Raw genomic sequence first — 22534 nt, forward strand, 5'->3', positions numbered from 1 at the left:
CGCGGCGAGGGACTAATGTCATTCAGGATACTCGGCCGTCGCCGACCATTATTCGAACATCGGGAGAGCGATGACCATTCAGGACTATCTGCGCGTGCTTCGACGCAACCTCGTCCTCATTCTCTCGCTCACCGTCATCGGCCTGTCTGCGGGAGTAGTCGTCGCCCTCAACACGCCCACCCGCTACAGCGCCTCCACAGAATTGTTCATCTCCGCCCAGGCCAGCACGGGCACGCCCGCCGAACTCAACCTCGCGCGCACCTATGCGCAGCAGGCCACCACGAGCTACGTGGCAATCATCCCGAGCTCGCTCGTGCTGCAGCCGGTCATCGATGATCTCGGGCTCAACATGACGATCGAAGCGCTTGTGTCTGAGGTGAGCGCCACGGCAGCGACATCGAGCACGGCGATCACCGTGACGGTCACCGACGAGAACCCGGGGCAGGCGGCGCGCATCGCCAACGCGATCGGTGAGAGTTTCACGACAGTCGTGGCCGAAGACCTCGAGCGTCCGATCGATGCCAGGCCGAGCATCGTGCGCATCGACACCCTGGAGGCTGCCCAGGTACCGGTCTCTCCTTCAGCCCCCAACGTGCCGCTCATCGTGACGTTCGGAGCGTTGCTCGGGCTCGCCGCAGGCATCGGTGTCGCCGCCCTGCGCGCAGTGCTCGACAACCGCATCCGCTCGATAGACGACGTCGAGCGGGCGATCGATGTTCCCATCCTCGGCGGGATCGCTCTCGACCCGCATGCGCGTGAACACCCACTCGTCATCGCCGCAGACCCGCGGGATCGCCGGGCCGAGGCTTTCCGCGCGTTGCGCACCAATGTGAAGTTCCTCACCGTCGACGGCGACCCAGCCGCGTTCGTCATCACGAGCGCCGGCCCGGGTGAGGGCAAGTCGACCACTGCTGCGAACCTGGCCATCACATTCGCGGAATCCGGTGCGCGGGTCGCGCTCCTCGACGCCGACCTTCGTCTCCCCCGCGTCGCGGAGTACTTCGCGATCGAAGGAGGTGTGGGGCTCACAGAGGTCTTGATCGGCCGCATCGCGGCGAGCGAGGCCATGCAGCGCTGGGGGCGGGGAGCGCTCTTCCTCCTCCCATCCGGCGCGATCCCCCCGAACCCGGCGGAGCTGCTCGGGTCAGCCGCGATGACCAACCTCATCTACGAGCTCAAGCACGCGTTCGACATCATCATCATCGATGCCCCGCCCGTGGGCCTGGTGACCGACGCCGCCGTGCTCGCTCGGCAGGCTGACGGCGCGATCATGGTCGCCGCGGCCGGCAAGACCCACGCGCCGCGGCTGGTGGATGCGGTGGACAGCATCCAGAGCGTCGGAGCGAAGGTGCTCGGCGCCGTCGTCACGATGCTGCCGACGAAGGGCGTCGACAAGACCGCTTACGGCGTCTACGGCTCCCATGAGGCTGCGACCCGCTGAATCAGGGCCGACTGAGGCCCACTAGTAACCTGTACACGAATCACGGCGCCGAATGCGGCGCCGACCGACAGACCGAGGGAACCTACAAGCGTGGAGCTTCGCGACTACATCCGCATCCTGCACAAGAACTGGATAGCGATCCTGGTGCTGCTGATCCTCGGCCTCGCCGGAGGCGCGGCATATGCTTCGGTGCAGGCTCCCAAGTACGTGGCCTCCACCCAGCTCTACGTGTCGGTACGCACCGAAGGTGCCGCCACGGGAGATCTCGTGCAGGGCACGACGTTCGCCCGCCAGATCGTCACGAGCTACGTCGATGTGATCAGCACAGCGCTCGTGCTCGAGCCCGTGGTTGAAGAGTTGGGAATCGACATCTCAGCACAGGCGCTTTCGGGCCGCGTCTCCGCGACCACCCCGCTGAACACGGTGCTCATCGACATCACGGTCACCGACACGAATCCGGAACAGGCCGCGAAGATCGCCGATGCCACTGCCGCGAGCTTCGCGAACGTGGTGCAGAGCGACCTCGAGCGTCCTACTACTGAGGGCGGCGCGAGCCCCGTGCAGATCACGGTGACCGACCCGGCCGCGGTACCGACCAGTCCTTCCAGTCCAAACGTGCCGTTACTGATCCTGTTGGGCGGCCTGCTCGGTCTCGCAGCAGGCGTCGGCTTCGCCGTGCTGCGAACCGTACTCGACACGCGCATCCACACGATCCACGACCTCGAGACGATCACAGACCGACCCATGCTCGGCGGCGTCGCATACGACCCCGAGGCGAAGAAGCGCCCCCTCATCGTGCACGCCGATCCGCGCAGCCCGCGCGCCGAGTCGTTCCGCACCCTGCGCACGAACCTGCAATTCCTCGACGTCGACTCCGCTTCGCGTACCTACGTTGTCTCGAGCGCCGGCCCTGGTGAGGGCAAATCGACCACGACGGCGAACCTCGCGATCGCGCTCGCTGAGACCGGCGCCCGCGTGCTGCTCATCGACGGCGACCTGCGCCTGCCGCGCGTCGCCGACTACATGGCCATCGAGGGCGGCGTCGGTCTCACCAACGTGCTCATCGGCCAGATCGAGGTCTCGGAGGCCCTGCAGAAGTGGGGCAAGACCGACCTGTTCGTGCTGCCCAGCGGACCGATCCCGCCGAACCCGAGCGAGCTGCTCGGATCTGCGGCGATGGACCGACTGCTCAAGCCCCTCGAGGAGTACTTCGACTACATCCTCATCGATGCTCCCCCACTGCTGCTCGTCACCGACGCAGCTGTGGTGGGCAAGAAGGCCCGTGGCGTCATTCTCGCTGCTGCTTCGGGGAAGACGAAGAAGCCGGAACTCTCGGGCGCAATCCGCACACTCGAGACTGCGGGTGTCAACCTGCTCGGCGTTGTCGTGACCATGCTTCCGACCAAGGGGCCGGACAGCTACGGCTACGGCTCTTACACGTACGGATCCACGCACACGCTGGAGCAGGCTCCGACGGAGCTGACTCAGGCACAGGCCAAGCCGAAGCGGCAGAGAAGGACGCGGGCAAAGGATGGCGTCGGGGCTTAGGTCGTCGCGTTCCGGAGGGGACGTTTCGACTCGCTGACGCTCGCTCAACGCGTTTCGTCCTCGGCGGCGATGCCGCCTTCGCTCAACGACCCGCAGAAGTCTTCGCTTAACGAGACCGTCTTCGCTTAACGACCCGCAGAGGTCTTCGCTTAACGAGACCGCCTTCGCGCAACGACCCGCAGAGGCCTTCGCTCAACAAGGCCGTCTTCACTCAACGACCCGCAAGAAGGTCAGGGTGCACCGCGCCCTTCGGCAGGCTCACGGACCGGTGACAGGGTCAGGGACCGGACGGGCTCAGGCCGCGGGGGGCTCGGAGGTCGACGAGCCCGAGGTGCGGAAGACCACCTTGTGGTAGAGCACGAAGCGGAAGAGAACCACGATCACGATGCTGATCAGGTTGACGACGTTGAGGGCGAACGCTCCGGTCGCGTGACCGACGATCGCCTCCAGCGCCTCGACGCCGAGCCAGACGAGCCCCGCACCGAGCAGCGTGCAGATGCCGTTCGTCGCGAGGAACAGCGCCAGCTCCGAGACCCGCCCCCGGCGATCACGGTGACGGAACGCCCACTCGCGGTTGCCGATGTACGCGTTCACGAGAGCGACCAGCGAGGCGGCGATCTTCGACACGACCGGGTCCCAGTCGAACACGAAGACGAAGAGGTTGAACGCCGCGATCTCGATCACGGTGCTGATCGCACCGACGATGAGGAACCGACTTCCCACACCCGCCAGGCGTCGCAAACGGGCAGGGATCTTCACTCCATTAGAGTACTAGGTGCATGCGCCCAGAACCGCGCATCCACGAGCGCCCGAGGAATCTGTGACCGTCACCCATCTCGCCATCGTCATGCCCGCCTACAACGAGGCCGAAGGCATCCGCGGGTTCATCGACGAGATCCGCGACAACATCGCCCCGCTCGCCGAACGCGTCTCGTTCTTCATCGCTGACGACCGCTCGACGGATGCCACGGCGCATGTCTTCGACGACACTTCCGACGTGGAGGTGCACACGCAGCCCGCCAACCGCGGCCACGGCCCGACCGCGCTGGCCGCCTACCGCCTCGGTCTGGCATCGGATGCCGACCTGATCGTGCACGTCGACGGCGACGGACAGTTCCTCGGCACCGACTTCACCCGCCTCATCGACGCCGCCGAAGCCACCTCGGCCGAGGTCGTCCACGGCGTGCGCGACGGACGCACCGACCCCTGGTACCGCAAGGTGCTCACAGCCTGCGTCGGCGTGCTCATCGCCACGGCATCCGGCCGCCGGGTTCCCGACGTCAACACTCCCCTGCGCGCCTACCGGCCCGCCGCGTTGCAGGCGCTCGTGGATGCCGTGCCGGAACACGCGTCCGTCCCCCACGTGCACTTCTCGCTCGCCGAGGCACGCTCCGGCTTCGCCGTGCGCTACCTGCGCGTGGCCAGCATCCCGCGCCGCGGCGAATCGCAGAGCGGCACGATGTGGGGGCGCGCGGCCGGCGTGCGCCTTCCTCCCAAGCGCCTGCGCCAGTTCGCGATCAACGCCCTGCAGGAGGTGTGGATGCTGTCGCTGCGGCCGTCCGCACCGCTGCGCAGCATCCGACGACCCGCACCCGTCGCCTGACATGAGGGCGGTGCGTTCGGCCCTGTTCTGGGTGCTGGCGGCGGCGCTGCTCGTCGGCCACCTCGTGCTCGCGTGGAACAGCCTGGTCGTCTGGCGCTTCTGGGAGGACGAGGCGTTCAACCTCACCGTACCGCTGAACCTTCTCGCAGGACTCGGGTACACCAGCGATGGCACTCTGTCGGGCTCGACGCTCACGCCCTTCGACCCGCGCATCTCCACCGGACCGGCCGTCCTGCTGCCCGTCGCCGCCGTCGTCGCGACCGGCATCGACCCGGTCATCGGCGCACGCCTGATCCCGCTGGCGTACTGGGCGCTGCTGCTGGCAGGGCTCTTCGTCCTCGGCCGCCGCATCGGCGGTCGCTGGGCGGCACTGGTCGCCGTCGCCGTGCCGCTCGCGTTCAGCACCGGAGTCGGCGTCTCCCCCATTCAGGGGCCGGCCGATCTGCTCGGCGAGATCCCCGCCGCCGCCCTGCTCGTCTGGGCCCTGGTCGTGCTGCCGCGACGTGCCTGGCTCGCGGGGCTGCTCGTCGGACTCGCCGTGCAGGCGAAGCTCATCGCGTTGCTCGCGCTACCGGCGTTCGCGGTGGCGCTGTGGTTGGTGGCTTCTGGCAGTGGGTGGGCGCGCATCGTGGACACCCTCAAGCGGTCGTGGGTGCCGTTGCTGTTCGTGGCGCTGCCGACGTTCCTCGTCGAGGTGTTCGCGCTGATCTCGCTCGGCTTCGACGGGTTCATCGAGCACCTGCGGGCTCTCTGGTGGTTCGTCCGCAGCGGCGGGCAGGGCAGCGCGCCGACGACGATGGTGCAGAAGCTCACCACACTGTCGGAGTCATGGTCGCTGCCCGTGTGGGCCGCTGTCGCGCTCGCAGTCGTCTCAGTGGGGCTGATCGCCGGTGGACTGTGGGTCGCGCGCGGCTCTAACACTGCATCGCGTGTCGCGCTGTATGTCTGGCCGGCGGTCGTCGGAGCGCTGGCGTTCGTCGGCTGGTGGGCGACCGCATCGCACCTGCCGCTGTGGGTGCGGCATCCCGCGCCCGGAGTGTTCGCATTCTTCCCGATCCTCGCCGCTGCGGCAGCATGGGGTGTCGGGGTGCTGTTCGAGCGGCACGGGATGCGCATTGTGGCCATCGTCGGGGCATCCGTTCTGGCACTCGGGATCGGGGCGGGGGCGACCATGCACGTCGTCGTCGCGACCACCGGGGCACGCTGGGAGAGTCTCGCGATGCAGCGGGCTGCGGCCGAACCGCTCGCAGCGTGGGTCGCCGAGAACGACGTGGAATGGCTGGCCGCCGCGCCGTGGGGTGCGGCCGTCTCGCCGGTCGTCCTGTCCGGCGCACACGTCGGGCTTTGGGACGCGGAGTCGATGCGCGGCGTGCCGAGGCTGACCGGCGCCGAGTGCACGACCGACGTCCTCGCCGACAGCGGTCGCTACCGCATCTGCGCCGCGGAGTAGCCACGGAGCGAACCCGCTGCGCATCGGGTTTTCACCCGTCATGGAGCCGCCCGACGCGGGAGTTCTCCCCTTCGTGACGTCATCCGGAGAATTAACCGACGAATGTCTATGCATCGCGCGCCGGGTTGGGCTAATGTGACCAACATCCGAACTGCTTGACAGTGAGCGTCGCCTGGGAACGACGCACACACCGTGATGTGGGATCACGTGTCATGCGACACCACAAGGGGTTGTGGTGACGGATACCCGTGCGTGTGGGACGCACGGTCACTGGGGATGAAACTGGGGAAGCAATGTCGCACTGGGGTATGCGTGCATGCACGGCTCGGGGTGTACGGACATGACGTCCGTAGAGAACGCTCTGAGCCTCACGCGTGATGAATCGGTCGCCGTCCCGGCGTCGCCCGTTCCGCGCGTCCGGGTCGAGACGACCACGGCACCAATGCCGCGAGTCTCGGCGACGCTGGAGCACCGTCTGCACTGGGAACGGGCGCACCGCGTCCGCCTCGGCCTGACGGATGCAGCCGTTATCGCGATCGCCACTGGCATCGCGGCCGGTATCCAGCTTCATCAAGGTGAACCGCCCGCAGATGTCGCGATGCGATGTGTGCTTCTGACGGCTGTGTGGTTCGCCACGCTGCTCGTCATGCGCACGAGCCTCACGGCACTGTTCGGCTCGAGCACCGCCGAGTACCGAGGCATCGCGCATGCCTCCGGCCTCGCCATCGGACTGATGGCGGTTGTTGCCGTTCTTCTCGGCTGGGACTCGATGCGGCTCACCGTGCTCATCACCCTCCCCACGGGCCTGCTCGGCCTTCTGATGAGTCGGTGGTCGTGGCGGCGCTGGCTGAGCAACCAGCGCCGCCATGGCCGTTTCACGTCGCGCACCCTCGTTGTGGGGAATCGCGATGAGGTCGAGTACGTCGTGCGCGCTCTGGAGCCGATCGGCACCGCCGGTTACCAGATCGTCGGCGCCACGCTGCTCGACGGAAATGCCCGCGAGCTCGACCTCGGTCGCACGACCGTGCCGGTACTCGGAAACCTCAACTCGGTCGCACAGGTCGCCTGCGACCTCAAAGCCGACACGATCATCGTCGCCGGCCGCCCGGAGCGCGACACGGACTTCATCAAGCGCCTGGGCTGGCAGCTCGAGGGGACGGCCGCAGAGCTCGTGCTCACGGACCGCCTCGCCGACGTCGCCGGCCCTCGGCTGTCGTTCACTCCGGTCGACGGCCTGCCGATGATCAAGATGCAGATCCCGACGTACGAGGGCGCCAAGCACATTCTCAAGCGCGCCCTCGACATCGTCGTGTCGGCTCTCGCGCTCATCCCGATCGTCCTGATGACACCGCTGCTGTCACTGCTGATCAAGCTGGATTCTCCCGGTCCCGTGTTCTTCTTCCAAGAACGCGTGGGCCGGGATGGGAAGCCCTTCCAGATGGTGAAGTTCCGCTCCATGCATGCCGATGCCGAGGAGAAGCTCGCCGCGCTGAAAGCAGCCAACGAGGGCGCGGGGCTCCTGTTCAAGATGAAGGACGACCCCCGCATCACCCGCGTCGGGAAGATCCTGCGCAAGCTGTCGTTCGACGAACTGCCGCAGTTCTGGAACGTACTCTCCGGAGAGATGAGCGTCGTCGGGCCGCGGCCCCCGCTGCCCACCGAGGTCAGCGATTACGACGGCACCGTCTCGCGCCGGCTGTATATCAAGCCCGGCATCACCGGCCTCTGGCAGGTGTCGGGACGCAGCGACCTGAGCTGGGACGAGAGCATCCGCCTCGACCTGCGCTACGTCGAGAACTGGTCGGTGATCACCGACCTGCAGATCATGTGGCGCACAGCCAAGGTCATGCTCGCTCCGAAGGGAGCCTACTGACGACGGGCGCGTGACCCGATGCGACCTTGATCGCACGGGACGAGCGCCCAGCACCCGAGGGGAGACGGGGAAGGTGGCACACACAGCAGGAGGCACGGCGCTGACGCCGGCGATGAAGATCGCGATCGCGGTGATCGGCGTGCTCGTCGTCGCCGGGATCGTCGTCATCGCGATGCTGAACACGGCGGGTCGGGATGGCGCGGAAGCGCCGCCTTCCAGCGCGCCGACAACGGCAGTGGCCCCGCCGACGACGCCGGGGCCACTGCCAGGGGCGACGCCGACGACGGGGTCCGAGGTGCCGCCGCCGACAGCGGCCCCCGGCACCGGGCTGCCGCCGCTCGCGGCAGCCGAGCCGCTGGTCGCCGCGCCGCTGCCGAAATCCGGCTCGCGCGACGGGGGTCTCGTGGCGGGTTTCCCGACCTCCGTCGCCGAGCCCATGGAGGATTCCGACGTCGTGTCGACCTCGATCGCCACCGAGAACACCGCGATGCAGGTCAGCCTGGTCTCGTCCACCACGACCGCGCTGGACGAGATCCGCGCGCACTACCGCGCACTGTGGACCTCGCTCGGGCTCCGGGAGCAGCCCGGCGACGACAGCACGATGGCGTTCACCGGTGAGTTCGAGTCCCTGACGCTGAACGTGCGGACGACGGGGACGGGCAACATGTACACGATCTTCGGTGTCCTGCGGACGGAGTGAGCATGTACATCTCGTTCTCGAACACTCCCAAGCCCGCCGACTCGAAGGGAGCCGCGCGCGGGAAGCGGCCCGGCCGCCGCACCGTGTCGTCGACCGTGGTGACACTCGGCATCGTGTCCATGCTCACCGACATCTCGTCCGAGTCGGTCACCGCGATCCTGCCGCTGTACGTCACCGGGTTCCTCGGCCTGTCGACCATCGCGTTCGGGTTCCTCGACGGCTTCTACCAGGGCATCAGCGCGCTCGTGCGGATCGCCGGCGGGTACACCTCGGATCGCCTCGACCAGCCCAAGTGGGTCGCCTTCACCGGGTACGCGCTTGCCGCCGTCGCCCGCGTCGGGCTCCTGTTCGCTTCCGGCTTCGGTGCACTGACGGCGGTGATCTCTGCGGACCGCATCGGCAAGGGAATCCGCACGGCGCCGCGGGATGCCGTGATCACGGCGTCGTCCAGACCAGACAGTCTCGGCGCCGCGTTCGGGATGCATCGGATGCTCGACAACATCGGCGCGGCCATCGGACCGCTGCTCGCATTCTTCATCCTGCTGCTCATCCCGGATGGCTACGGCACCATCTTCGTCGCCTCGCTCGGCTTCGCCGTGGTCGGGGTGACGCTGCTCGGGCTGTTCGTGCCGAATGTGCGGTCGCGGGCGAAGGCGTGTGCGGGCAAAGAAAGGCTTCGACTCCCTTCGGTCGCTCAACCCGTTTCGTCTGCGGAGGCTTCGCCTCCTCCGCTCAACGACCCGCAAGCGTCGAAGCCGCGTCAGCCGAAGTTCGACTGGTCGGTGATCACGGCGGGCCCGATGCGCCGCGTACTCGCCGCCGCCGGCATCCTGGGCCTGCTCACCATCGGCGACGGCTTCATCTACCTCGTGCTGCAGACGCGGGGCGGGTTCGCCGCGCAGTGGTTCCCGCTGATGTACGTCGGCACGAACATCGCCTTCCTCGCCCTCGCCATCCCGCTCGGGCGCCTGGCCGACCGGGTCGGACGCGCCCGCGTCTTCGTCGTCGGCCACGCAGGGCTCCTGGGCGCGTACCTGGTCGCCGTCATGCCGATGGCCGACGTCGCCGCCACCATCCTGTGCCTCGTGCTGCTGGGCGCGTTCTACGCCGCGACCGACGGAGTGCTCGCGGCTCTGGCCGCGCAGCTGACGACGCCCGAGACCCGCGGCACAGGGATAGCCGCCGCGCAGACCGTCGTCGCGCTCTCCCGTTTCGCGTCGGCATCCGGGTTCGGCATCCTGTGGTTCCTGGTGGGTCGTGAGATCGCGATGATCGTCGTGGCGGCGATGCTGCTCGTCGCCATCCCTCTCATCGCCTGGCTGCTGCGGGCGCACCTCGCCGCGCCGACGGTCGCGGACCCCCAGGAGACGGAGCAGACTCCGTGACTCCCAGGACGAAGTGGCTGGTGATCGTCGCCGTATCGGCGATCGCCCTCGGCGGCACGGTCGGCATCGGCGTCTCGGCATGGGCGCAGTATCAGCAGCGGCAGAACGCGCCGTCCTCGGCCGAGACGGCCGCTCCCGCCGACGCGCCGGAGGGCGACCGCATCCTGTTCCGCAACACGGCATCCGGAGAAGGATACGGCCACGTCGCCAGCGTGCCGCTCGACCAGCCGGACGCAGCACGCGCGGTCCTCGACCTAGCCTGCGACCGGGTCGCCGCGACGGACACCGCCATCTCGTGCCTGAAGACCGAGCGCGGCATCACTCCGAGCTACAACGCGCGCCTGTACGACGCTGCGGGCACGACCGCGCAGATCGAGTGGCCACTCCCGGGCATCCCCAGCCGCACCCGCTTCTCGCCGGACGGCACGCTCGTCGCGACCACGTCGTTCGTCACCGGGCACGCGTACGCGTCGATCGGGTTCTCCACCGAGACCAGCATCCATCGCACCGACGACGGCGCGAGCTTCGGCAGCCTGGAGGACTGGTCGCTGATCATCGACGGCGAGCCCAGCGCACCCGTCGACCGCAACTACTGGGGCGTCACCTTCATCGACGACACGTCGTTCTACGCGACCGTCGGCATGACGACGATCGGGCAGACCTACCTGGTCAAGGGCGACATCCAGGCGCGCACGATGACCTCGGTCCTCGAGTCCGTCGAGTGCCCGTCGCTCTCGCCGGACGGCACGCGGATCGCCTTCAAGAGGGTGACCGCCGGTTCCGGCCCGACCGTGCACTGGACGCCGGCGATCTACGACATCGCAGACGGCTCCGTGACGGTGCTGGATGCCGAGACGCGCAACATCGACGACCAGATCGCGTGGCTCGACGACGACACGCTGCTGTACGGGATGCCGAACGACACCCCCGGCGACTCGGATGTGTGGGCGCTGCCCGCCGACGGCGGCAGCGCGCCCGGCATCCTGATCGCACACGCCTGGTCACCCACGGTCGTCCACGAGGAATGAGGAGCACATGGTCAGCGTGATCATCGCAGCACACGACGAGGAGGCCGTCATCGAACGGTGCCTCGGCGCCCTGCATCGAGGCGGGACGCCGGTGCAGATCATCGTGAGCGCGAACGGCTGCACGGATGCCACCGCCGAGCTCGCCCGATCTCTGAACGCGGTCGTCGTAGAGCGCGCCGAGGCCGGCAAAGCGGGCGCGCTGAACGCCGCGGAGAAGGTTGCGACGAGCTTCCCGCGGGTGTATCTGGATGCCGACATCCTCGTCCCGCGCGGCGGCATCGCAACCCTCGCCGGCGCGCTCGACGACGCCTCGGGCGTCCTCGCCACGATGCCTCGGCGCCGCGTGAACACCGCCGGTCGCCCGTGGGCGGTGCGCGCGTACTTCCGGATCAATCAGCAGCTGCCGGTGTTCCGCAGCGGGCTGTTCGGGCGCGGACTGATCGTCCTCTCGGAGGCGGGTCGGCGCCGCTTCGACGAGTTCCCCGACATGATCGCCGACGACCTGTTCCTCGACGGGCAGTTCGCAGCGGACGAGAAGCTCGAGGTCTCGGCCGTCGAAGCGGTCGTCGAAGCCCCTTGGACGACGGTCGACCTGCTCAACCGACTCGTGCGAGTGCGGCGCGGGAATGCTCAGATGCGGCGCGCCGCCGCCGAGCACGGTGCCCGCGGCGTGCGTCCGCCGGATCGCTGGTCGTGGCTGCGCGACGTGCTGCTCGCCGACCTGCGTCTCGCGCCGGCTGCCGCGGCGTACGTCGTGATCACGGTGATCGCGGGCGTCCGCGCCCGGCGCACCCCGCATGGAGGCTGGGGACGGGATGCCAGCACCAGAGTCCTCGCGCAACCGGGAGTGAGCGTGCACCCATGACGATCCATCTGTGCTTCCACGGCATCGGGACCATCCGCACCGAGCGAGAGCCCGGCGAGGCGCGCTACTGGGTGGCCGAGGACGAGTTCCTCCGCATCCTCGACCTGGTGCAGGGACGAGACGGCATCGAGCTGAGCTTCGACGACGGCAACCGCTCGGATGCCGAGATCGCCCTGCCCGCCCTGATCGAACGCGAACTGGACGCGACGTTCTTCGCCCTCGCCGGACGCCTGCACGACCCGCTCAGCCTCGACCGTGACACCCTCCGCCTGCTGCGCGCTTGGGGCATGCGCATCGGCTCGCACGGCTGGGATCACGTGCCATGGCGGGGGCTCGACGAGGAGGGCGCACGCCGCGAGTTCGTCGACGCGCGCACCGCCCTGGAGGAGGCATCCGGCGGCCGCATCAAGCACGCCGCACTCCCCCTCGGCCGGTATGACCGTGCGACGCTCAGGCGACTGAAGGAGGCCGGCTACTGGGCCGTGTTCACCAGCGACCGATTCCCCGCCAACAACGGCGCCTGGCTGCGCCCGCGCTACAGCGTCACCGCCACCGACACCGCCGAGTCAGTGCTGCGGATCCTCGACGGCGGGCCTCGGATCGATGACGCCGTGCGGCTCGGGAAGAGCCTCGTCAAGCGGATGCGGTGACCTGCGCCGCACCACGAGTGCCGCCAGCGCGGCGCCGATCGCCGCGCCGAGCGCGTTGGCGAAGATGTCGCGCAGGCTCGGTTCTCGCGAGGGGATCACGAACTGCCCGAGTTCGGCCAGCACCGAGAGGGCGAGCGCGAGCAAGGCGCCGACCCAAGGACGCCCGAACAGCAGCGTCAGCAGGAAGCCGAGCGGCGCGAACATCAGGATGTTGGCGATGAACTCGATCCAGCCCGTGCCGAAGCCGGTGAGGCCGAGGCTGCCGGCGAGCCATTCGCCGATCGCGTTCACGATGCCGGAGTACGACACCGGCAGCACGAGAACGGCCACCACCGCGAGCGCGTAGACGGCGAATCCCGCGATGACCCATCCCCGTGAACGCATGCAGTCCCCGATTTCTGTTTGCAGGATCAGCGTAGTCATGTACGCTTGCCGACCGGGGAGAACTTCATGCGTAACTGATATAGGACTGTGATGTTCAACTTCCCCCTACGCAAAAACTCCGGCGCGCGACGTCCTCGTGCGCGACTCTCTCTGGCACTGGCTGCCGCCGGCATCATCGCCGTGGCCGGCCTTGCGGCCCCAGCGGGCGCGGTGCCTGCGCCGACCGGCGTCGGGATGCTGTCCGACACCCTCAAGCCGAAGACCGCCGCTGATTCCGACCGTGCTGCGGTCGAGCTCGGCATCCGCTTCTCGCCCAAGACCTCCGGCAAGGTCACCGCCCTGCAGTACTACCAGGGCGCCAAGACCGGGGGTGTCACGTCTGCGACCCTGTGGAGCACGAACGGCAAGGTGCTCTCCCGCGTGACGTTCCCGGCGACCTCGAAGGTCGGCTGGCGCACCGTCCCCCTCGCGAAGCCCGTCGCCCTCACGGCCGGCGCCAGCTACGTCGCCTCGTACCACGCGCCGAAGGGCGGGTACCCCGTCACTGAGCGCGGCTTCACGTCGACCAAGGTGACGAACGGCTTCACGACCACAGCACACGCCGGCGTGTACCGCTACGGCAAGACCGGCAAGGTCCCCGAGTACACGTGGCAGGGTTCCAACTACATGGTCGACGTGGTGTTCACGCCGTCGTCGGGGACCGCCAAGCCCGGCGTCGTACCGAAGCCCACACCGACCACCGCGCCGAAGCCGACTCCGACGACCGCGCCGAAGCCGACTCCGACGACCGCGCCGAAGCCGACTCCGACTGCGGCGCCGACGACAGCTCCGAAACCGACACCGGCACCGACCGTTTCGCCGACTCCGACGCCGACCACGCCGCCGGCGACGCAGGCACCGTCCGACCCGAAGGGCATCATCGTCCAGGGACGCAGCTTCCCCTCGGCTGCGACGACCGGCGTTCCGGAGGGAACGGCACTGTCCACCTACACCGGACCGTGCACGATCCAGACCGACAACGTCGTGATCGACAAGAAGATCATCAACTGCGACATGCGCGTCCTGGCGCAGAACCTGAAGATCACCAACTCGGTCATCAACGGCCACATCTACAGTGACCCGGACTTCTACAACGGCTCGTACTCGATGACCGACAGCGAGATCCGGATGCCGCAATCCGCCGGCACCGGTGCAGGCGATGTGAACTTCGTTCTGACCAGGGTCGAGGTCACCGGCGGCAGCCGTTCGGTGAACTGCGCGGCCAACTGCACGGTGCAGGACTCATACCTGCACGGGCAGTACACCGACAAGCGCGGCATCGACCACGAGTCGGCGATCCGGATGGGGTCGAACAGCACCATCCGCCACAACACGATCACCTGCGACGCTGCCCCGGTTCCGCCGGACGCCGGCTGCTCGGCTGCGCTGACCGGTTACGGCGACTTCGCGATCGTGCAGAAGAACACGATCGACAACAACCTGATCGACGGCGGCCCCGACGGATCCATGGGCTACTGCGCCTACGGCGGATCGACCACCGGCAAGCCGTACTCGGCCGGTGTGAACAACATCAAGTTCACCAACAACATCTTCATGCGCGGCCCCAGCGGCAAGTGCGGGATCTGGGGTCCGATCGTGGCCTTCGACTCCAACGCGCCGGGCAACGTGTGGACGAACAACATCTGGGATGACGGGAAGGCCGTCGCGCCGGCGAACTGACAGTTCAACCGAGGCACGCGTACTGGCTCTGCTCCCCTCACCAGGAGAGCAGAGCCAGTTCGCTGTACAGGTAGTCCCGCGGCGCGGGTTCGCCCTTATGCATCCGTGGACGCGGATGGCCCAGTGCGCGACCGGGGCCGCCCGGCGCGAATCCGAGGATCCGCGGCTCGGCGAGGGTGAACGGCAGCCCCTTACCGAGCAGGTGCGAACCCGCAGCGGCCCAGCCCTGCCGGAGAATCTCGCTGTCGCCTCCCGCATACAACGGCGTCGCGAACAACGGCAGCCGCTTACGCCTGTCCCGCCGGTACACCAGATACGCGTAGCCGTCAGGCGTCCGGATCAGGAGATGCCGTGCAGCGGACGCATCGCGGTGGTCTCGGTACAGGGCTGCATCGGCTCCCACGAGCGTCCGCTCGAGATCCTGCGTGTCCTCCGTCACGGTGACGCCACGTCCGAGGCCGGGAAGGTTCAGCACTATCCGCGTCGACGCATCGAGATGCTGAAAACCGAGACGTTCGTTCATTGCAGGCACTGCCCCGCTGGGCGACAGATCGGTGAAGATGCGTTCCTTCTGCGCGAGCATCGCACGCATCAGGCGCAGCGAGTGCGTCCGGAACTCCGGACGCACGCAGAACGCGGCGAGATTGCACACCGAGACCTCTGAACCGTCGATCTCCCGTTCCGAATAGACGCCGACGTAGGCTCCGACGACCTCATCGTCGCTCACGAGCTGGAAGCCGCGAATCGATGACGACGACGCCCAGGGCGGCGTCATGAGGCGAACCCAGGACGATATCGGCACTCGCGCGTTCAGATGACGATGGAGGAACGATGCCACCTCATCGACGTGGGAGGCCTCGATCGGCTGCACCTGAACCGTACGCTTCACAACGGCCTCGGTACCGGCATCCCCCGTCATGACGCTGTCACCGGTTCGGGGACCGCCTCTGCTGTGGCGTCTTCCGACGAGCTGCCGCTTCTCCTCCGCCGTCGCAGGTACTCCCTGAAGATGACCGCCGCGATGGTCGCACCGATCCCGAGCACGGCCGTCATTCCCAGTGCACGCGCCTTGTTCACCCCGACCGAGTAGATCGTCGTCGACTGCGGGGCCGTGATCATGGTGATGTCGTTGACCGGATCGACCCCGCGCTCGCGCTGCAGGGCTTCGAGCTCCTGATCGACCTCTTCGATCAGCGCGCTCTGCTGTTCCCGCACCCGCTCCTCCGAGGGGCCGACGATGTCGAGGAACAGCCGCTGGGTCGCGAAGTTTGTGGCCCACTGTCCACCGGTGTCCGGAAGACGGAGCGACCAGCCGTCACGAACGCCGAGACCGACGAGCGTCACGTCCGGCGAGGCGAACTTGGTGATCTTCTCCGGCCCGGTGACCTGTTTGGCGACCAGGCCGGCGGTGATGATGATGTCTTCCGACTGCGTGCGCAGCGCGTTGGGGTACAGCGCACTGGTCGGCGCAAGGAACACCAGCTCCGTGCGGGTGAAGTGAACACCGTCGGCACTGACAGCGGCCAGACCGCTCCCCGCGGTGAGCACAGCGCCGATGAGCAAGATCGGCCAGTTGCGGACCAAAGCCCGGACAAGTTCCCAGAGTGTCATGTGCGCCCCGGGCATTACACTACTTGATAGTCCGTGTTTCTATGAAGAGATGCGGCCCAAGGGGGAGGGGAAGCTCTTGGTACTCGATGTCATCCGTGCGCTGGGGCGCCGGTGGTATGTCGTCCTGATCGGCGCGATCGTGACGGCGGGCCTCACGGTGGGCGCGTATCTCACGACGCCACCGGAGTACAACGCGCGAGCGCTGGTGCTGCTGCTGCCATCTGAAACGGCAGTGGGAGAGGGAGGCAACCCTTTCCTGACGCTCGACGGACTGGAGCAGCCCGCCGGTATCCTCGTCGCCTACTTCAGCAGCGCGCCTGCCCGAGAAGAAGTCAAGGAGCAGTCGGAGACCGCGCAGTACGTCGTGGGCATCGACGACTCGACTCGCGGTCCAGTGATCGCCGTGGACGTGACCGACACGAGCAATGAGAAAGCCCTCGACACCCTTGCCTTCATCACCGACCGGATCCCGATCGAACTCGCTGCTCTCCAAGATCAGGTCGACGCCCCCGCCGATGCCGTGATCACGTCGATCCCCCTCACCGTCGATCAGAAGGCCGAACGGAGCATGAGCGGCACGATCCGGATGATGATCGCCGCCCTCGTGGTGGGCATCGCCGCGACGTGCATCACCGCATTCGCGCTGGACGGGCTGATTCGACGCCGCCAGCTTCGGCAGAGCGGCGAGCTCCCGAAGCAGCCGGAGCGGGCTATGAAGAGCACGGCGTCCAAGGCGTCGAAGAAGAACAAGACGCCGAAGGAGGAGGACGTACTGCCTCCGGAGGCGTCCGACGAACAGGTCCCGGTCTCCGCCTCCGCCGGGCGGGAGCCTTGAGCGTCCTCCTGCCCCACACTCCGCTGCACAGGACCACGCAGGTGGATGCCGTCGGCTGGCTGACGCTGTACATCGTCCTCTTGCTCTTCATCCCTTCCCGCCTGATCGTGGGTCCGCTGGGCAGCGCGGGTGCGCCATCAATGATCTTCGGGCTGTGCAGCCTCCTGCTGTGGGGGTTCCTGTTCCTCACGGCTCTCCGACGCGTGGATCTGGGCCCTCAGCCGATCCGCATCGCTCTCGGGTTCCTGCTGTTCTGTGTGGGCGTCTCTTACGTCCTGGCGATGTCACGGCCGATGAGCCCAGACGAGGTGAGCCCCGCCGACGTCGCACTCATCGCTCTCGCATCCTGGACCGGGACGCTGCTGCTCACCCACGACGGCATCCATGAACGCAGCCGACTCGACACGCTCATCTGGCGGTTCGCGGTCTGCGGTGGCCTCATCGCCGCCCTGGGTCTCCTGCAGCTCGCTACCCGCCAGTTGTGGGTCGATCAGCTCTCGATCCCTGGGCTGAGCAGCGCGCCCCCGTACGGCCTGACGACCCGTGGCGGCTACCCCCGACCTGCGGGCACCTCGATCCACCCGATCGAGTACGGCGTGGTTCTCACGATGATGCTGCCGCTCGTCCTGCATGTCGGCTTCCACCACACTCATCGCCGATTCCTCATCCGGTGGCTGCCTGCGGCCGCGGTATGCGCGATCATCCCCCTCACGTCCTCGCGCTCCGCCTATCTCGGGGCGCTCATCGCGGTTGCGATCTGCATGGTCGGCTGGACTGCAGCACGCAGACTGCGTGTCATGATGTTCGGCCTGGCCGGGGTCCTCGCCGGATTCCTGATCGCCCCCCGGTTCGTGGACTCGATCGTCGGACTCTTCGCCGGTGCCGACGAGGACCCCAGCATCGCCTCGCGCACCGACAGCTTCTCGCTCGCCTTCGAGTTCATCGCGCAGAATCCGTTCTTCGGACGCGGGCTGGGCACCTTCCTGCCGAAGTACCGGATCTTCGACAATCAGTACCTGCTGCTGCTGGTGACCGTCGGAGTCGTCGGCACATTGGCGTTCCTCGCAGTGGGCGTGACCGCCGTGATCGCGACGCTGAGACTGCGTCGACGGCTCGAGGATGATCGGACCAAGGACCTCACGGTTGCTCTCGCCGCATCGATCTGCGCTGGTTTCACCTGCCTGTTCATGTTCGACGCCTTCGCGTTCCCCATGTCGATGGGGACTCTTTTCTTCGTGCTCGGGCTCGCCGGCGCACTGCGACGCATCCAGCAGACGGATGCGATTCCCACCTTCGACCGAGGAGCATGAGAATGACCGTGGATGTCGCCGCCGTCGTCGTCACCTACAACAGCGAGGAGCACGTCGCCGGCCTGCTGGACAGCATCCCCGCCGCGATGGGCGATCTGACCTACTCCGTCGTCGTCGTCGACAACGGCTCGACAGACGGCACGATGGAGCTGCTGCGAGCGCGCACCGACTGCATCGCGGTCGAATCCGTCAATGACGGATACGCGGCCGGCATGAATCGTGCAGTCCGCGCCTCTCCCGAGGCCCGCACCATCCTCATCCTCAATCCGGACGCGGAACTCGACGCCGACTCGGTGCCTGCGATGCTGCGCGTGCTCGAGCGACCGGGCGTCGGCGTCGTCGCTCCTCGGGTCCGCGAGGAGGACGGCACGCTGTCTCCCACTCTGCGCCGCGGTCCGACGATGGCACGCGTGGGCGGACTGAGCTTCACGGGGCTCGCCGCCTTCACAGAACGGATCGAGGATCCTTCGGCGTACGAGACCGAACACGAGGTGGAATGGGCCGTCGGTGCGATCCTTCTCGTCGACCGCCGCTGTTACGACGCCGTGGACGGACTCGACGAGACGTACTTCCTCTACTCCGAGGAGACCGACTTCAGTCTGCGGGCGAAGGACATCGGCTGGGCGACCGTGTACACCCCCGATTCCGGGGCGATGCACATCGGCGGCGGGTCTGGCGAGAGCGCGACCACCCACATGATGAAGCAGATCAACCGCATCCGCCTGTACCGGCGCCGGACAGGAACGCTCCGGGCGGCGATCTACTACGGGCTCACGGTCCTCACCGAGATGCGGCGCGCGCTCTTCGGACATGACCGGTCACGGCCGACCGTACGCGCGCTCCTGCGCCCGTCGCTCCGACCGCCGATGCTCAACGCGAGCGACAGCATCCTTCCGCGGTGAGAGGCGAGCACATGTCGAAGAGCGTGCTGATGATCGCACCGGCGTGCGACGGGGAGGACGTCGGCGAAGCCTGGGTTGCCGCGCAATGGGCGACGCGGCTGGCCGCGCGCCACGATCTGACCATCCTGACCACGTACAAGCGCGGCCACACCCCGATGTCCCAGCAGCTCCCCGACGCCCGCGTGATCGAGTGGGCGGAGCCGCCAGGAGTCGGAAGGTTCGAGCGGTTCAACAGCCTGCTGCAGCCCGGATACGTACCGTTCCACATGCGCGCGCGTCGCTGGATACGGCGAGCCCTGGACTCTGGTGAGAGCTTCGACGTCGCACATCAGGTCGTGCCGGTCGCGATGCGCTATCCCTCACCGGCTGCGGGGCTCGGAATCCCCCTGGTGATCGGTCCGGTCGGCGGGAGTCTCACCTCGCCCGCCGGCTTCGTGGAGGAAGAGGGGGCGACGTCCTGGTACCAGCGGCTGCGTGGCCTGGACACGTGGCGGATGCGACACGATCGATTGCTGCGCCGCACCTACGAGTCCGCGGATGTCGTCGTCGGCGTGGCGGACTATGTGCGCGAATTCCTCTCCGATGTGCGTGTGAAGAGATTCGAGATCATGAGCGAGACCGCCGTGATCGAAGTGCATGACCCCGTCGATCGGACGCAGACCCGTCCGGTTCGCCTGCTGCATGTCGGTCGCATCGTGCGCACGAAGGGCTTGCGGGATGTGATCCGTGCAATGAGCGCGCTGAACGACCTGGACGTCACACTCGACGTACTCGGCGATGGCAACGACCGCAGCGCCTGCGAGGAGCTGATCACGGAGCTCGGACTCGGTGATCGCATCACCCTGCATGGGGCCGTCCCGCGCGAGACCGTCGATGAGTTCTACCAGCGTGCCGACATCTTCGTATTCCCCAGCTACCGCGAGCCCGGCGGGAATGTGAGCCTCGAGGCAATGTCCTGGGGGTTGCCCGTGATCGTGTGCCGGCGTGGCGGCCCAGGCGCGAACGTCGACCAGACGTGCGCGATCCTGCTTGCCTCCGAATCACCGCAACAGCTGGCCGCCGACTGCGCAGCGGCCGTGCGTGCGCTCGTGGAGGATCCTTCACGACGGCTTGCGATGGGCGACGCGGGGCGACGGCTGGCGCTCGCCACGCACCTCTGGCCACAGCGCGTCGAGCGCATGGACCGGATCTACGACGAGATCAGCCTGCGCTGATCGCCCCCTGATCGACGGCGACGATGAGGTTGGTGAGCAGTGCCACCGAACTCGGACGCAGTTCACGGTCGCCGTCGAGCACCTGGGCCAGCAAGCCCTGTTCGATGAAGGCGAACCCGGACAGTCCGGCGACGACCTCCGGGTGCGCACGCCAGTACTCGAGAACTTTGGCGGCGAGCAGTTCACCTCCTGCCGGAGGCCGGTTGCCGCGGCGCAGACGCTGGACGGCCTTCTTGGCGAACTTGCTCGCTGTGGCAGCTCCCTGTGCGAACGGCCACCAGGCCGAGGGATGTGCGTATTCCGCCGGTGACGGGCGGCCTTCGAGCGGCATCCGCCCGAGGTCGGGGTCGAGTTCCATCTGCAGCAGCGAAAGGAACCGCGACTGCGCCTTGTCCTGCGGACGCAGACGGGTGGCGAGGTCGAGGAAAGCAGAGTCGAGCATCGGATTGAGTACCGTGCGCTGGGTGCTCACTGCGGTGTCGGTCGCCCCCGCCCACCGCTGCATCCGATGACGCAGGTACAGGTCGTCGGTCGCGCGGAACCATTCTGCGCCACCCGCGAGGAGAGCGTGGTGCACCTCGCCCTCGGCGGTATCACGCGCCCAGGCGGAGAAAGCGTCGGTGAGGAGGCCCGGCTCGACGGCGTCGTTCACGAACATCCGCCAGCCGGCGAGCCTCGCTGCGTCCTCGCGGGTATACGGCCTGTCGGCCACGCGACCGGTGTAGTAGAAGCCCCTGGCGACTTCGCCGCCGAGGCCCGAGATCCGTACGCCCTGCGGGAACGACTGCTCCGCCAGCCCCAAGGCGGCGAGCGCTATCGGATCGCACATCGCATCCACCCGCCGCGCCGCATCTTGCGACAACGTCCAGGCGTCGGCGGGCGTCACCTCGGCGAGGTCAGCGAGACCGCGCACTTCGTGGTCGATGCCGTAGCGTTCGGAGATGTCGCTCGCGATCTCGACGTCGCCGCTGTGCGGCACACCGAGGGTCATTGCCCGAAGTCCCCGCCGCCTCGACACGGGGATCGCGCTCAGCAGCAGTCGCGAGTCGAGACCGCCGGTGAGCTGCAGGACCGCATCGGGGTGGTCATCGAGCAGCGCGGTCAACGATGCCCGCATCAGCGAGGCGGCCTGGCGCACGGCGTCCGGCAGCGAGATGTCGTCACTCTGCGTTCGCTCATCGTGCAAGCGGGGCGGGCCGTCGATCTGCAGGTGTCCGTCGTGAAGACGCGCGACAGCGCCCGGTTCCAGTTTGCACACCCGCTTGAACAGGGTGCGCTGCCCCAGCTGCCAACCCAGCAGCGACTGATTGCCCAGAGCCACTTCGTCGAGGCCTCCTCCGGCCTCGCGGGCGGCCGCGAGAGCCGAACTGGCCATGACCACGTGCGCGCCCGAGCCCGGCGTCGAGTGATAGAGCTGCCGGAAACCCATCGAATCCGCGACCATCGTGACGCCGTCGTCGCCGCTCTGCATCGCAGCGAACGGCGGCAGCAAGTCCCTCAGCGATTCCGGATGACTTCGCATCTCCGCATCCACTGTCGCCTCGTCGACCATCCCTGAGGTGCGCCGCACCACCGGGGAGAGCAGCTGGGTGGCCCCTTCCGGATGCGCCTGATCCCCCCAGGTGGTCAGTCGCGCGCGGTCGGAGGCAACGCCGGACGCCGTCGCTGAGGAGCGCAGCGGTTCGGCGCGGGCGACGAAACCGGGCAGATCGCGTGCCCGCATCGGATCCATGCTCTGGCCTCGTCAGCCGGCTGCACGCTTGGCGTCGACGAACTCCGTCAGCGAGCCGACAGTCTCGAAGAGCTCCGCGCCGAACTCGTCGTCTTCGATCGTGATGTCGAAACGATCCTCGAGAGCGCCGACGAGCGCGACGACTCCGAACGAGTCCAACTCGGGCAGAGCGCCGAACAACGGCGTGTCCTGATTCAACTCCTCGGGCGTCAGCGTGAGCTCGAGTGCACCGATCAGCACGGCACGCACGTCGTCCATGGTTGCTGTGGTGGTCATGGTCATCC

Annotated in this window: 21 protein-coding genes; 15 read left to right on the forward strand and 6 right to left on the reverse strand. The window is 67.6% G+C overall.

What is annotated here, in order from left to right; genetic code table 11:
- Nucleotides 1-70: 70 nt before the first annotated feature.
- Nucleotides 71-1441 carry a tyrosine-protein kinase domain-containing protein gene (locus MAE01_RS07105; protein ID WP_147038863.1) on the forward strand — a complete coding sequence of 457 codons (1371 nt, stop codon included), beginning with the start codon at nt 71-73 and terminating at the stop codon, nt 1439-1441.
- Between the two features lie 90 nt (nt 1442-1531).
- Nucleotides 1532-2989, forward strand: a complete 1458-nt coding sequence (locus MAE01_RS07110) for a tyrosine-protein kinase domain-containing protein (RefSeq protein WP_147038864.1) — start codon at nt 1532-1534, stop codon at nt 2987-2989.
- A gap of 294 nt (nt 2990-3283) precedes the next feature.
- Here MAE01_RS07110 and MAE01_RS07115 read toward each other — a convergent pair whose 3' ends face one another.
- A complete protein-coding gene (locus MAE01_RS07115) occupies nt 3284-3748 on the reverse strand; it encodes a GtrA family protein (protein WP_147038865.1) in 465 nt (154 codons plus the stop codon).
- Nucleotides 3749-3809: 61 nt separating this feature from the next.
- Here MAE01_RS07115 and MAE01_RS07120 point away from each other — a divergent pair, with 61 nt between their 5' ends.
- The 8 genes from MAE01_RS07120 (at nt 3810) to MAE01_RS07155 (ending at nt 12543) form a co-directional block, all read left to right on the forward strand.
- The gene (locus MAE01_RS07120; protein WP_147038866.1) at nt 3810-4592 is read left to right on the forward strand and encodes a glycosyltransferase family 2 protein; all 783 of its coding nucleotides are present in this window, start codon (nt 3810-3812) and stop codon (nt 4590-4592) included.
- 1 nt (nt 4593) lies between these two features.
- The gene (locus tag MAE01_RS07125; RefSeq protein ID WP_147038867.1) at nt 4594-6042 is read left to right on the forward strand and encodes a glycosyltransferase family protein; all 1449 of its coding nucleotides are present in this window, start codon (nt 4594-4596) and stop codon (nt 6040-6042) included.
- 340 nt (nt 6043-6382) lie between these two features.
- Entirely contained in the window at nt 6383-7915 is a 1533-nt protein-coding gene (locus tag MAE01_RS07130; protein ID WP_147038868.1) for a sugar transferase, read from the forward strand.
- 73 nt (nt 7916-7988) lie between these two features.
- Nucleotides 7989-8615: a hypothetical protein gene (locus MAE01_RS07135; protein WP_147038869.1), complete on the forward strand. Its 627-nt coding sequence runs from the start codon at nt 7989-7991 to the stop codon at nt 8613-8615.
- 2 nt (nt 8616-8617) lie between these two features.
- Entirely contained in the window at nt 8618-10000 is a 1383-nt protein-coding gene (locus MAE01_RS07140; protein WP_147038870.1) for an MFS transporter, read from the forward strand.
- Nucleotides 9997-11028 (forward strand): TolB-like translocation protein, encoded by a 1032-nt coding sequence (locus tag MAE01_RS07145; protein ID WP_147038871.1) that lies wholly within the window; start codon nt 9997-9999, stop codon nt 11026-11028. Before MAE01_RS07140 ends, MAE01_RS07145 begins: the two co-directional genes overlap by 4 nt.
- Before the next feature lie 7 nt (nt 11029-11035).
- Nucleotides 11036-11893: a glycosyltransferase family 2 protein gene (locus MAE01_RS07150; protein WP_147038872.1), complete on the forward strand. Its 858-nt coding sequence runs from the start codon at nt 11036-11038 to the stop codon at nt 11891-11893.
- The gene (locus MAE01_RS07155; protein ID WP_222591662.1) at nt 11890-12543 is read left to right on the forward strand and encodes a polysaccharide deacetylase family protein; all 654 of its coding nucleotides are present in this window, start codon (nt 11890-11892) and stop codon (nt 12541-12543) included. The genes MAE01_RS07150 and MAE01_RS07155 overlap by 4 nt, the downstream gene beginning before the upstream one ends.
- Here MAE01_RS07155 and MAE01_RS07160 read toward each other — a convergent pair.
- Nucleotides 12460-12927, reverse strand: a complete 468-nt coding sequence (locus tag MAE01_RS07160) for a VanZ family protein (RefSeq protein WP_186806158.1) — start codon at nt 12925-12927, stop codon at nt 12460-12462. The genes MAE01_RS07155 and MAE01_RS07160 overlap by 84 nt on opposite strands.
- Before the next feature lie 90 nt (nt 12928-13017).
- Here MAE01_RS07160 and MAE01_RS07165 point away from each other — a divergent pair, with 90 nt between their 5' ends.
- Nucleotides 13018-14646 (forward strand): DUF4082 domain-containing protein, encoded by a 1629-nt coding sequence (locus tag MAE01_RS07165; RefSeq protein ID WP_147038874.1) that lies wholly within the window; start codon nt 13018-13020, stop codon nt 14644-14646.
- A gap of 37 nt (nt 14647-14683) precedes the next feature.
- On the opposite strand, the gene MAE01_RS07170 is transcribed toward MAE01_RS07165, so the two are convergent.
- Both MAE01_RS07170 and MAE01_RS07175 read right to left on the reverse strand, forming a co-directional pair.
- Nucleotides 14684-15421, reverse strand: coding sequence for a hypothetical protein (locus MAE01_RS07170; protein WP_147038875.1), 738 nt, complete (start codon nt 15419-15421; stop codon nt 14684-14686).
- A 140-nt stretch (nt 15422-15561) separates the two neighbouring features.
- Nucleotides 15562-16209, reverse strand: a complete 648-nt coding sequence (locus MAE01_RS07175) for a hypothetical protein (protein ID WP_186806159.1) — start codon at nt 16207-16209, stop codon at nt 15562-15564.
- Here MAE01_RS07175 and MAE01_RS07180 point away from each other — a divergent pair.
- Genes MAE01_RS07180 through MAE01_RS07195 form a run of 4 tightly spaced genes read left to right on the forward strand, consistent with a single transcriptional unit; the run spans nt 16202 to nt 20518 of the window.
- On the forward strand, nt 16202-17092 hold the full coding sequence (locus MAE01_RS07180) for a YveK family protein (protein ID WP_186806160.1): 891 nt from the start codon (nt 16202-16204) through the stop codon (nt 17090-17092). The two genes, MAE01_RS07175 and MAE01_RS07180, sit on opposite strands and share 8 nt — an antisense overlap.
- Nucleotides 17089-18402, forward strand: coding sequence for an O-antigen ligase family protein (locus MAE01_RS07185; protein ID WP_147038877.1), 1314 nt, complete (start codon nt 17089-17091; stop codon nt 18400-18402). The genes MAE01_RS07180 and MAE01_RS07185 overlap by 4 nt, the downstream gene beginning before the upstream one ends.
- Before the next feature lie 2 nt (nt 18403-18404).
- Nucleotides 18405-19304: a glycosyltransferase gene (locus MAE01_RS07190; protein ID WP_186806161.1), complete on the forward strand. Its 900-nt coding sequence runs from the start codon at nt 18405-18407 to the stop codon at nt 19302-19304.
- Between the two features lie 11 nt (nt 19305-19315).
- Nucleotides 19316-20518 carry a glycosyltransferase family 4 protein gene (locus MAE01_RS07195; protein WP_147038879.1) on the forward strand — a complete coding sequence of 401 codons (1203 nt, stop codon included), beginning with the start codon at nt 19316-19318 and terminating at the stop codon, nt 20516-20518.
- Here the strand turns inward: MAE01_RS07195 and MAE01_RS07200 are convergent.
- Both MAE01_RS07200 and MAE01_RS07205 read right to left on the reverse strand, forming a co-directional pair.
- Nucleotides 20505-22250, reverse strand: coding sequence for an asparagine synthetase B family protein (locus MAE01_RS07200; protein ID WP_147038880.1), 1746 nt, complete (start codon nt 22248-22250; stop codon nt 20505-20507). The two genes, MAE01_RS07195 and MAE01_RS07200, sit on opposite strands and share 14 nt — an antisense overlap.
- Nucleotides 22251-22262: 12 nt before the next feature.
- A complete protein-coding gene (locus tag MAE01_RS07205) occupies nt 22263-22526 on the reverse strand; it encodes an acyl carrier protein (protein WP_147038881.1) in 264 nt (87 codons plus the stop codon).
- Nucleotides 22527-22534 lie beyond the last annotated feature (8 nt).

This window comes from Microbacterium aerolatum (genome assembly GCF_007988825.1).
Lineage (GTDB): Bacteria > Actinomycetota > Actinomycetes > Actinomycetales > Microbacteriaceae > Microbacterium > Microbacterium aerolatum.

Coding starts and splice junctions, on each gene's coding strand:
- MAE01_RS07140 (WP_147038870.1), top strand. CDS start 8,618: ATGTACATCTCGTTCTCGAACACTCCCAAGCCCGCCGACTCGAAGGGA.
- MAE01_RS07195 (WP_147038879.1), top strand. CDS start 19,316: ATGTCGAAGAGCGTGCTGATGATCGCACCGGCGTGCGACGGGGAGGAC.
- MAE01_RS07160 (WP_186806158.1), bottom strand. CDS start 12,927: ATGCGTTCACGGGGATGGGTCATCGCGGGATTCGCCGTCTACGCGCTC.
- MAE01_RS07125 (WP_147038867.1), top strand. CDS start 4,594: ATGAGGGCGGTGCGTTCGGCCCTGTTCTGGGTGCTGGCGGCGGCGCTG.
- MAE01_RS07165 (WP_147038874.1), top strand. CDS start 13,018: ATGTTCAACTTCCCCCTACGCAAAAACTCCGGCGCGCGACGTCCTCGT.
- MAE01_RS07170 (WP_147038875.1), bottom strand. CDS start 15,421: ATGACGCCGCCCTGGGCGTCGTCGTCATCGATTCGCGGCTTCCAGCTC.
- MAE01_RS07200 (WP_147038880.1), bottom strand. CDS start 22,250: ATGGATCCGATGCGGGCACGCGATCTGCCCGGTTTCGTCGCCCGCGCC.
- MAE01_RS07180 (WP_186806160.1), top strand. CDS start 16,202: ATGAGCAAGATCGGCCAGTTGCGGACCAAAGCCCGGACAAGTTCCCAG.
- MAE01_RS07205 (WP_147038881.1), bottom strand. CDS start 22,526: ATGACCACCACAGCAACCATGGACGACGTGCGTGCCGTGCTGATCGGT.
- MAE01_RS07150 (WP_147038872.1), top strand. CDS start 11,036: ATGGTCAGCGTGATCATCGCAGCACACGACGAGGAGGCCGTCATCGAA.
- MAE01_RS07190 (WP_186806161.1), top strand. CDS start 18,405: ATGACCGTGGATGTCGCCGCCGTCGTCGTCACCTACAACAGCGAGGAG.
- MAE01_RS07130 (WP_147038868.1), top strand. CDS start 6,383: ATGACGTCCGTAGAGAACGCTCTGAGCCTCACGCGTGATGAATCGGTC.
- MAE01_RS07105 (WP_147038863.1), top strand. CDS start 71: ATGACCATTCAGGACTATCTGCGCGTGCTTCGACGCAACCTCGTCCTC.
- MAE01_RS07155 (WP_222591662.1), top strand. CDS start 11,890: ATGACGATCCATCTGTGCTTCCACGGCATCGGGACCATCCGCACCGAG.